The sequence below is a fragment of the Haloplanus sp. genome (assembly GCF_028275055.1).
Lineage (GTDB): Archaea > Halobacteriota > Halobacteria > Halobacteriales > Haloferacaceae > Haloplanus.
On sequence record NZ_JAQCNJ010000012.1, the window covers coordinates 1 to 10,805 of the forward strand.

Here is a 10,805-nt window from a genome sequence, read left to right on the forward strand (position 1 = left end):
TCGAAATCGGAAATATTGCGGAAGAAGGCCTGAGAACGGTGGTATCGCCACTGTTACAATTCGTACGTAGTACGTATGGGTTCGGGCGGAATTGAACCGCCGGCCTCCTCCATGTCAAGGAGGTGTCATAACCGGACTAGACCACCAACCCGGCCATCGTTTGCTACACCACTCGCTATCCCGGCACGGTAATTGAACCTTTCGGAACGACGGCCCGCACCACGATTCCGAGGGGGTATGTGTCCGGCGTGGGCGGTTGACCGCCGGACGACAGGGTTAAATAGATGTATAAAGTTGTTCATCGTAACCCGAACCAATACACTGGTGCCCATCCATGCAGGACTACATCGAACGCGTCACCGACGGAGAAGACTTGCCACGCGAGGACGCACGGGACGCGGCCCGCGCGGTCTTTGAGGAAGCGACCGAAGCCCAGATCGGTGCGCTGCTGGCGGCACTTCGATCGAAGGGCGAGACGGAAACCGAGATCGCGGGATTCGCACAGGGAATGCGCGACGCGGCGCGGACCATCGACCCGGATCGGACGCCGTTGGTCGACACCTGTGGCACCGGCGGCGACGAATACGACACGATCAACGTCTCGACGACGAGCGCCATCGTCGCCGCGGGGGCGGACGTCGCCGTTGCCAAACACGGCAACTACTCCGTTTCCTCCTCCTCGGGAAGCGCGGACGTTCTTGACGTGGCGGGCGTTGATGTTGAGGCCGAACCCTCCGCGGTGGCGGAGGCGATCGAACACGACGGGATCGGCTTCATGCTCGCGCCCGTCTTCCACCCGGCGATGAAAGCCGTCATCGGACCGCGAAAGCAACTGGGGATGCGGACGGTGTTCAACGTGCTCGGACCGCTGACCAACCCCGCCGGCGCGGACGCACAGGTGGTCGGCGTCTACGACCCCGACCTCGTGCCCGTTCTCGCCCGCGCGCTCGCACAAATGGGTATTGAGCGGGCGATGGTGGTTCATGGCTCCGGGATGGACGAGATCGCCCTCCACGACGCGACGACCGTCGCGGAGGTTGCCCGCGACGAGGTGACCGAGTACACGCTGACACCCGAGGATCTCGGTCTCGACCGGGCACCGACGGATGCGGTCGCGGGCGGCGGCCCCGAGGCGAACGCGACGGACCTCCGTGGGATCGTCGAGGGCGAGGTGACGGGCCCGAAACGCGACATCGTACTCGCGAACGCGGGCGCGGCGGTCTATATCGCGGGCCGGGCCGACGATCTCGAGACGGGGGTCGACGCCGCCCGCGAGGCCATCGAGTCCGGAGCGGCGGCGGCGAAACTCGACGACCTGCGGGGGGCATGATGGTTCGCTCGAAGGTTTGTGGTGTGACGACGGAGACCGACCTCCGGGCGGTCGCCGACGCCGGCACGGACGCGGTCGGCGTTCTCGCGGAGGTGGCGGTCGACACGCCACGCGAGGTGGACGCCGACCGAGCGGCCGATCTGATCGCCGGCGCGCCGCCGTTTCTCTCGACGGTGTTGGTGTCGATGCCCGACTCGGCGGCCCGGGCGGTCGAACTCGCCGGTGCGGTCGCGCCCGACGCCATCCAGTTGCACGGCGACTTCGACACAGAGGAGATTCGCTACGTCCGCCGGGAGTCGCGGGCGAACGTGATCACCGCCGTCGACGCTGACGACGTTGACCGCGCCCGCCGCTACGACGAGGTGGCCGACGCCGTCCTGATCGACTCGACGACCGACTCCGGCGCGGGCGGGACGGGCGAGACTCACGACTGGGACGCGGCAGCCGACCTCGTTACCGACCTCTCGACGCCGGTCATTCTCGCCGGCGGACTGACCCCTGAGAACGTCGCCGAAGCGGCGCGGACGGTCGACCCCTACGCGGTCGATGTCTCCAGCGGCGTCGAGCGAGCCGGAGGCCAGAAGGACCACGACGCGGTCGCACGGTTCGTCCGCGAGGCGGACGTGGAGGTGCCGGCGTGACGCCCGTCACCGACCGGGCGGGTTTTGTCGACGCTCTCGACGGTCGGTCGGAGTCGGTGGTTGCGCGTCTCGGTGTCGAACTCGACGCCGAGACGACCCCTCTGTCGGCGTACGCCGCCCTCGACGACCGGAGCGAGTACGGCTTTCTCCTCGAGAGCGCGGAGAAGACCCCCTCCAGCGACCCCGAAGGAGCCTTCACCCCGGGAGAAAGCGGTGACCGGCACGCCCGCTACTCCTTTGTGGGCTACGACCCCGAGGCGGTCGTCTCGGTGACCGGCGGCGATGTGACCGTTGCGGAACTCGGTGGTCCGGCCGGGGAGTTGGTCGCGGAGCGGGCCGGCACCGATGGTGTCGGAGCCGACGTTCTCGATGCCCTCCGGACGGCGTTGCCGGCCCTCGACCGGGTCGGCTTTCCCGACGTCGACCGTCAGTATCTCGACGGAGGACTGGTCGGCTTTCTCGCCTACGACGCCGTCTACGACCTGTGGCTCGATGAGGTGGGCGTCGATCGACCCGATCCGATCGTCCCCGACGCCGAGTTCGTCCTGACGACACGGACGCTCGCCTTCGACCACGTCGAGGGGGCGGTCGAACTCGTTTTCACGCCCGTTATCGGCCCCGACGCCGACCCGGGTACCGCCTACGACGCCCTCATCGACGAGGCGGCCACGGTGGATGCGGCGCTCGCCGAGGCGGACGCTCCCGAGACGGGCGGTTTCGTCCGGACGGGCGAGCGCGTCGGCCCGCGCGATGCGTACGAGGACGCCGTCCGGCGAGCGAAACGACACGTTCTCGACGGCGATATCTATCAGGGTGTCATCTCGCGAAAGCGGGAACTCGACGGCGACATCGACCCCCTCGGACTGTACGAGTCGCTCCGGGCGGTCAACCCGTCGCCGTACATGTATCTCCTACGCCACGGCGACCGCTCTATCGTGGGTGCGAGCCCCGAGACGCTCGTCTCGGTGCAGGGCGACCGCGTCGTCTCCAATCCGATCGCGGGGACCTGTGCCCGCGGATCGGGACCGGTCGAGGACCGTCGCCTCGCGGGCGAGATGCTCGCCGACGGAAAGGAACGGGCCGAGCACACGATGCTGGTCGATCTGGCGCGCAACGACGTGCGCCGCGTCTCGGAACCGGGATCGGTTCGCGTCGAGGAGTTTATGAACGTGCTGAAGTATTCGCACGTCCAACATATCGAGTCGACGGTCACGGGGACGCTCGCAACCGATGGGAGCGACCCCGGCGCGGGCGGCGAACGGCCGCCGCCTTTCGACGCCTTCGACGCGACGCGGGCGGCCTTTCCGGCTGGGACGCTGACCGGCGCACCCAAGATCCGCGCAATGGAGATCATCAACAACCTCGAACGCGACCCCCGGGGCGTGTACGGCGGCGGGGTTGGCTACTACTCGTGGTCCGGCGACACCGAGTTCGCCATCGTCATCCGGACGGCGACGGTTGAGCGGGGCGATCCGGACCGGGTGACGGTTCAGGCCGGCGCGGGAATCGTCGCCGACAGCGACCCGGCAAGCGAGTACGAGGAGACCGAACAGAAGATGCGCGGCGTTCTCGACGCTATCGAGCGCATCGAAACGACCCCGGAGGCCACACGATGAACGTGCTCGTTATCGACAACTTCGACTCGTTCACCTACAATCTGGTCGAGTATATCTCGGACCACCCCGACCCGGTGACTGGCGAGGATATCGCGGTCGAGGTGCTGAAAAACACGGCCACCCTCGATGAGGTCCGCGCCGTCGGCGCCGACGCCATCGTTATCAGCCCCGGGCCGGGGCACCCGAAAAACGACCGCGACGTTGGCGTCACCACGGCCGTTCTCCGGAAGGAGAGTCCGGACACCCCGACGCTCGGTGTCTGTCTCGGCCTCGAAGCCGCCGTCTACGCCTACGGCGGAACCGTCGGGCACGCCCCCGAACCGATCCACGGGAAAGCCTTCGCCGTCGACCACGACGGCGAGGGGGTGTTCGACGGACTGGAGGCGGGCTTTCGTGCCGGCCGTTACCACTCACTCGTGGCGACGGACGTTCCGGATGCCTTCGCGGTGACCGCAACCACGGTCCACGAATACGACGGCCAGACGACGGATCTGGTCATGGGGATCCGCCACCGCGACCACCCCATCGAGTGTGTGCAGTTTCACCCTGAAAGCGTGCTGACGGCGGTCGGTCACGACGTGATCGACAACTTCCTCCGGGCAGCACGGACCCCGGACGCCCACGTATAAAGAACCAACGACGCCGGAGCCAACAGTCCGACCACGACGGCCGTGACCGTCACCGGTCGCCACGCAACCGACAGGATACCCCCTCCAACCGACACGATGGCGGCGACGATGACGAGGAGAAGTCGTCGGAGCGATCCACCCAGTTGAACGACTACCTCCAGTGTGAGCGACATGTCGGGGGGCGACTCACAGCGGGCGCATAACTCCGTGGGCGGCGTTCCACCGGTATCGTGGATAACAAACATCAGAGTTCATATACTAAGCCCCGTGGGGGACGGTCACGAGGGGTGGTGTGTACGGTTCATCCGACGCGTTCGGAGCGTCACCGCCGACGAGAGAACGCCGGATCCCCCCATTTTTTCGAGTGCGTTTCGGCTCTGCGTCCTCGAATTACGACCGTCGGGTTTCACTTTCACCACGGTCTGAATACCGTTATATGCGTCCGGAAACGTTAGACTGTACTGTACAGGCGGCCGCGCGCCGCTTCCGATATCGGAACGTCGACAGGAATCGGCAGGACCGGCGGCTTCGGACACCCGAACCAACGCCTTTACACACCCGATTCCATTTGAGGTAATCGTCATCACCGCGATTCGAATCAACCCGTGGACCACGCCGGACGCCCGGTCGGGGCGACGGCGGGGGAACACACGAACCGACCACCAGCATACATGAGTACGCACGATTTCGACGCCGACGAAGTGGAACTACCGATCAAACGCACGGACGGCGAGACGCTTGAGGAGCGACTCACCGCCAACGCGTACCACAACATCCTGCCGGCCCGATACCTCCGCAAGGACGCAAACGGTGATCTGGTCGAGGACCCCGAGGACCTCTTCCCGCGTGTCGCGAAGAACATCGCCCTCGCGGAGGCGGTGTTCGAGGCGCGCAAGCAGGGGGCCGAACTCACGGTCACGCCCGACCAGTTGAAACCGGACCACCCACGGCGGGACGAACTCGCCGAGGACGTGTTCGGGGCGGGCGTCACCGCCGACGCCGACGCGACGACGACACTCTCCGAACACAACGTCAACAAGTTCGCCTACGAGACGGTCGTGCCGGAACTCCCCGCTGACGTTCGGGAGACCGTCGAAGAAACGCGAGGCGCGTTCGAGACGCTGATGGAGGATCTGTCGTTCATGCCGAACTCGCCGACGCTGATGAATGCGGGCGACGAACTCCAGCAGCTCTCCGCGTGTTTCGTCGACTCGCCCGAGGACGACATCGACGACATCCACCAGACCGCCAAGGAGGCCGCACAGGTGTTTCAGTCCGGCGGCGGTATGGGCTATGCCTTCTGGCGACTCCGCCCCTACGGCGACCCCGTCGGTTCGACCGGCGGCATCGCGTCGGGACCGATCACGTTTATGCGCACCTTCGACCAGATGTGCGAGACCATCGCACAGGGCGGGGCACGGCGGGGCGCACAGATGGGCGTCATGCGTATCTCCCATCCCGACGTCATCCAGTTCATCCACGCAAAGAACAAAGACGTCTCGCTGGCACACACGCTCCGACTCAACGACCCCGACGACTTCACACACAACTCCTTTACGGACGCCCTCGACGAGGCGCGTGAACTCATCGACGATGAGGGCAAGGTCCCCAAACATCTCCGCAACGCCGTCGAGGGTCACCTCTCCAATTTCAACATCTCCGTCGGCATCACCGACGAGTTCATGAACGCCCTGGAGGCGGGCGAGGAGTTCACCTTCACCAACCCCCGGACCGGCGAGGCCCACGTCGCGACACCGGAGACAAAGGAACTGTACGACATGTTCGGCCTCGGCGAGTACGTCGAGGTCGGCGAGGTGTTGTCGATGCCGGCCGAGGTGATCTGGGAGGATATCGTCGAGGGTGCCCACGAGAACGGCGAACCCGGCGTTATCTACCTCGAACGGGTGAACAAACAACACTCCTTCGACACCGAGGAGCACCCCGACCACCGCATTCTCGCGACGAACCCCTGCGGGGAACAGCCGCTGGAGGAGTATGAGGCCTGTAACCTCGGACACATCAACCTCTCGACGCTCGCCGACACCGACGCCCCGGACTGGCGGGTGTGGGCCGAGCGACACGAGGGGGAGTACGACACGACCGAGGCGGCGGTCGAAGCGTTCCTCAAGGAGGCGATCGACTGGGACGAGTTCGACCACCGCATCGAGTACGGGACCCGCTTTTTGGAAAACGTCGTCACGATGTCGGACTTCCCGGTCGCCGAAATCGAACGGAAGGTCCGCGAGATGCGCAAGATCGGACTGGGCGTTATGGGTCTCGCGCAACTGTACGTTCAACTCGGTATCCGGTACGGGAGCGAGACGGGGAACGAGGTCGCCGGTCAGTTGATGACACACATCAACCACGGCTCGAAGCAGGCCTCCCACGAACTCGCCGCGGACCGCGGCACCTTCGCCGACTGGGAGGAGTCGAAGTACGCCGACCCCACGGAGCACCGCGAGTGGTTCGAACACCACACCGGCGAGAACGCCGACGAGTGGGCGGACGGCTACCCGATCCGCAACCACAACACGACGACCATCGCGCCGACAGGCACGACCTCGATGGTCGGCAACACGACCGGCGGCTGTGAGCCGATCTACAACGTCGCCTACTACAAGAACGTCTCCGACGACGTGCAAGGCGACGAGATGCTCGTCGAGTTCGACGACTACTTTCTGCGGACGCTTGAGGCCAACGACCTCGACATCGAGGCGGTCAAGCGGGAGGCACAGGCCCAGATGGCCGAAAACGCGTTCGACGGCGTCGAAGGGCTCGAGTCGGTGCCAAACGCCATCGGCGAACTGTTCGTTGTCACGGGCGACCTCTCCGGGAAGCAACACGCCGCGGTCCAGTGTGCGTGTCAGCAGGGCGTCGACTCCGCCATCTCGAAGACCTGTAACTTCCCCAACTCGGCGTCCATCGAGGATATGGACGAGGTGTACCGTTACATCTACGAACACGGCGGCAAGGGCGTCACCGTCTACCGCGACGGCACGCGCTCGAAGCAGGTGCTGACGACCCGTGCCAAAAACACCGAGTTCGCCGACGAGAGCGAGGCCGCGGAGGCACTCGTCGAACAGATCGAGGAGGTGTTCGGCGGCGTCGAAGGCTTTCTGGAAAACGACGACGTCCAAGCCGCCCTCAACGCCCAGTTGGAGGAGCTGCTCGCGGCTGCCGACGGGGAGCGCGAGGCGGAACTCGGCACCAAACGCCCGCGGCCGGACGTGCTCCACGGCGTGACCCAACGCATCGACACCGGCTACGGAAAGCTGTATGTCAACATCAACGAGGACGACGCCGGGCGACCGTTCGAACTGTTCGCCAACATCGGCAACTCCGGCGGCTTTACCGCCTCCTTTACCGAGGCGCTGGCGAAGACCATCTCGACGGCGCTCCGGTCGGGTGTCGACCCCCGCGAAATCGCCTCCGAACTCCAGGGCATCCGCTCGCCGAAGGTGGCGTGGGACAAAGGCGAGCAGATCAACTCCATCCCGGACGCCATCGGCACGGCGATGCGGCGCTACCTCGACGGCGAAATCGACAAACCCTATCCCAAACAACAGAACCTCACCGAACTCCAGAAGGCCGAGGCACGGGCGATGGACGAAACGCCAGAGTCCAGCCCCGAACCGGAGGCCGACGGCGGGGCGACCGCCGCATCCGTCGCAACCGACACGGACGACCTCCTCGCGGCCGGCGAGAGCCCCGAATGCCCCGAGTGTGGTGGGATGAGTCTCAACTACACCGAAGGCTGCAAGACCTGCGAGTCGTGTGGCTGGTCGGAGTGTTGACTTGAGCGTTCGGCGACAGATCACCGACCGGGTGTCGGTCCCGGGCGGTTCGGAACGGCGTGCCGTCGCGGGACTGAGATGGTGATTTCGACACACATATCGATGTCGGCGGAACAGTCATATCGGTGGGGAACCGATGTGAGAGATATGTCGGTGTCTGGTGGGCGCCTTTGTCCACGTTGCGAGACGGCGATGAACCGCCGCCACTGCAAGTACGTCTGTCCGAATCACGGGGTCGTCTACGACTGTAGCGATACGTTCTGGTGACATGACTCGGTGTGTACACGTCGCCTACGGTCGCCATGTCCGCCCGCCGCGCCGCCACCCGGAGGGTCGGCCGTAGTGAACGACGACGGCGTCTCGCAGGGCAAAGAGATACAACGGCGGACGGGGACGACGTTCCACTTCGCCACTCGACTCCTCCCCAAGCGCATCCGCGAAGCCACCTACGTCCTTTATGCGTTCTTCCGTGTCGCCGACGAGGTGGTCGACGACGCCGAGGGGGTGCCCCCGGACGAGCAACGGACCGAACTCGAACACCTCCGTGCGGCGGCCTTGGGCGAGGCGTCGACGGACGACCCGGTTCTCGTGGCCTTTTCGGAAATGCGCGAGCGCCACGATATCGACGACGCCGACGTGCATGCGTTCGTCGACGCGATGCTGACCGACGTAACGAAGGATCGATACGAGTCCTACGAGGAGGTCCGCACGTACATGGACGGCTCCGCGGCCGCCGTTGGCCGGATGATGACGGCCGTCATGAATCCCGACGAGTACGAGGCGGCGCTCCCCCACGCGACGGCACTCGGCGAGGCGTTCCAACTGACGAACTTTCTCCGGGATGTCGGCGAGGACGTGATCGAACGCGACCGGATCTACCTCCCGATGACGACACTGGAGCGATACGGCGTCGACCCCGAGGAGGTCCTCGAGTTGGAGTACTCCGAGGCCTTTGCCGACGCGATGCGCCACGAGATGCGTCGGACCGAGCGGTTGTATCAGGACGGCGTCGCGGGAATCGAACACCTCCCCGAGGACTGTCAGTTCGCGGTGACGCTCGCGGCGGTGTTGTACGCCGACCACCACCGACTCATTCGCGACCACGACTTCGACGTGTTGGCCACGACGCCCGAACTCTCGACGGGCCGAAAGGTATCGCTGCTCGTCCGCACCGCGCTCAACTGGGTGGTGCTCCGGGATCCAGAGGCGGTGTTCTACCGCGTCGGTGCCGTCCCGGCGAGCGCCCCGGCCGAAGCGGGGCCGGAGGCCGAGACGAGCCTTCTCGACTGGCTTCCGACCCGTTAAGGCCGGAACGGCGCCGCGTCGAACCGGTCGGTCCATAGGAGTCCCACACCGAACAGCGCCGCGAGTAGGACGGGAAGGGCGTTGCCAAACCACGCGTTGATCCCACCCCAGAGGAGAACGAACGAGACGAGGTCATCGAGCATGAACGGGCACCGGTCGAGTCGCTCGAGGAGGCCGGTTCGGTCGAGCACCCGGTCGAGAACGAGAACCGACACGGTTGCCGATCCGACCCAGCCGAGAAAGTTCGAGCGCGGGACGCCGTAGAACGCGCCGCCGTCGGCGTACGTCCAGAAGCCAAGCGCCACCGCGCCGGGGTCGAGGACGAGGTCCATACCCACCACGGCCGCGACGATGACGGGGAGTCGGACGGCGACGCGCCCGGCACGGTCACCCAGTAGGAGCAGACAAAGCAGGTAGCTGTTCACCACCAGCGGGATGAAAAAGACCGGAAGGGCGAGTGGAACCCCGCCGAGCGTCGGGCCGAGGTCGACGGTGTAATGGAACTCGCCGTAGGGCCATCCGGTCGTAACCCCGACGTACTCGATGACGTAGGCGTAGGCACAGAGACCGGCAACGCCGACCGCCGCTCGCCGGTCAAGGAGGGGGCCGACGCCCACGATCAGCGGCGCGCGCATCACGAGAACGCCCGCGAGAACGAGCCACGGATTGAACGCAAGCGGTGGGGGAAGCACCCCCTCGGCACTCGCGACGAGGAGAACGGCACCCACGGCGGGAAAGACGGCGGCGATGGTAAGACGGTTCTCGCGGACGAGGCGGTCGAGACGGCGCTGGACGGCCTCGCGTGTCGGCGTCGCCGCCGCGCTGCGGCGTTCCAGTCCGTCGTCAGCCATGGACGAGCCTCCAGAGCCCGCCCATGGTGAACACCGCACCGACGACGGTGTTGACGGCCGGATACCACCAGTAGGCCCGTGCGACATCGACCGACGACTGGGCGACGAGGACGACGCCGACGGGATAACACGCGAGAAGAGCACCGAGTCGAGGGTCGAGCAGACCGAACGCGACGGCGGCGGCCGTCCAACAAAGGGCACAGTAGGCGTACGTTCGCCCCTCGCCGAGACGGGTCGCTGTCGTCTCGATGCCCGCCCGGCGGTCGGGCTCGATGTCGGGAATCGCCGAAAAGGTGTGCATCGCCATCGCCCACAGCCAGCCGCCGACAACGGCGAGGACCGGAGGGTGGGTGCCCGAAACGGCCGCGTAGGCGGCGATGCCGGGAAGCACGTACAGACCGTTCGAGAGCGAGTCGAGCGGGGGCCTGGTCTTCAGGCGGGCCGGCGGGGCGCTGTAGGCCACACCGAGTGCGATGAACCCGGCAAGCCACGGCCACGAAAGGGGCGGCATCAACGCGGCGGGGACGGCGGCGAGGAGCGCGCTCGCGCCGACCGCGGCCGGGATGAGGGGGTCGCCGCCGTACCGCGTCTCGCGGTCCTCCTTTTTCGGGTTCAGCTCGTCGATATCCGCGTCGAACA

At 66.1% G+C, this 10,805-nt stretch carries 9 protein-coding genes and 1 tRNA gene; 7 read left to right on the forward strand and 3 right to left on the reverse strand.

What is annotated here, in order from left to right; translation table 11 throughout:
* Positions 1-76: 76 nt before the first annotated feature.
* Positions 77-151: transfer RNA gene (locus tag Q0925_RS01685), tRNA-Val, on the reverse strand.
* 183 nt (positions 152-334) lie between these two features.
* Here Q0925_RS01685 and trpD point away from each other — a divergent pair.
* The 7 genes from trpD to Q0925_RS01715 all read left to right on the forward strand — a co-directional run bounded on the left by trpD (position 335) and on the right by Q0925_RS01715 (position 9,315).
* Positions 335-1,330 (forward strand): anthranilate phosphoribosyltransferase, encoded by a 996-nt coding sequence (trpD, locus tag Q0925_RS01690; protein ID WP_299331194.1) that lies wholly within the window; start codon positions 335-337, stop codon positions 1,328-1,330.
* Entirely contained in the window at positions 1,330-1,971 is a 642-nt protein-coding gene (locus tag Q0925_RS01695; RefSeq protein ID WP_299331208.1) for a phosphoribosylanthranilate isomerase, read from the forward strand. The genes trpD and Q0925_RS01695 overlap by 1 nt, the downstream gene beginning before the upstream one ends.
* Entirely contained in the window at positions 1,968-3,587 is a 1,620-nt protein-coding gene (trpE, locus tag Q0925_RS01700) for an anthranilate synthase component I (protein ID WP_414652081.1), read from the forward strand. Before Q0925_RS01695 ends, trpE begins: the two co-directional genes overlap by 4 nt.
* A complete protein-coding gene (trpG, locus tag Q0925_RS01705) occupies positions 3,584-4,216 on the forward strand; it encodes an anthranilate synthase component II (RefSeq protein WP_299331197.1) in 633 nt (210 codons plus the stop codon). Before trpE ends, trpG begins: the two co-directional genes overlap by 4 nt.
* Before the next feature lie 671 nt (positions 4,217-4,887).
* Positions 4,888-8,010: an adenosylcobalamin-dependent ribonucleoside-diphosphate reductase gene (locus Q0925_RS01710; RefSeq protein ID WP_299331200.1), complete on the forward strand. Its 3,123-nt coding sequence runs from the start codon at positions 4,888-4,890 to the stop codon at positions 8,008-8,010.
* 147 nt (positions 8,011-8,157) lie between these two features.
* On the forward strand, positions 8,158-8,277 hold the full coding sequence (locus Q0925_RS12320) for an HVO_2523 family zinc finger protein (protein WP_343218104.1): 120 nt from the start codon (positions 8,158-8,160) through the stop codon (positions 8,275-8,277).
* A 75-nt stretch (positions 8,278-8,352) separates the two neighbouring features.
* Positions 8,353-9,315, forward strand: coding sequence for a phytoene/squalene synthase family protein (locus Q0925_RS01715; protein WP_299331203.1), 963 nt, complete (start codon positions 8,353-8,355; stop codon positions 9,313-9,315).
* Here Q0925_RS01715 and cruF read toward each other — a convergent pair.
* Positions 9,312-10,166, reverse strand: a complete 855-nt coding sequence (gene cruF / locus Q0925_RS01720; RefSeq protein WP_299331205.1) for a bisanhydrobacterioruberin hydratase — start codon at positions 10,164-10,166, stop codon at positions 9,312-9,314. The genes Q0925_RS01715 and cruF overlap by 4 nt on opposite strands.
* Positions 10,159-10,805: prenyltransferase (locus tag Q0925_RS01725; protein ID WP_299331207.1), on the reverse strand; the 647-nt coding region annotated here is incomplete at its 5' end. The genes Q0925_RS01725 and cruF, both read right to left, overlap by 8 nt.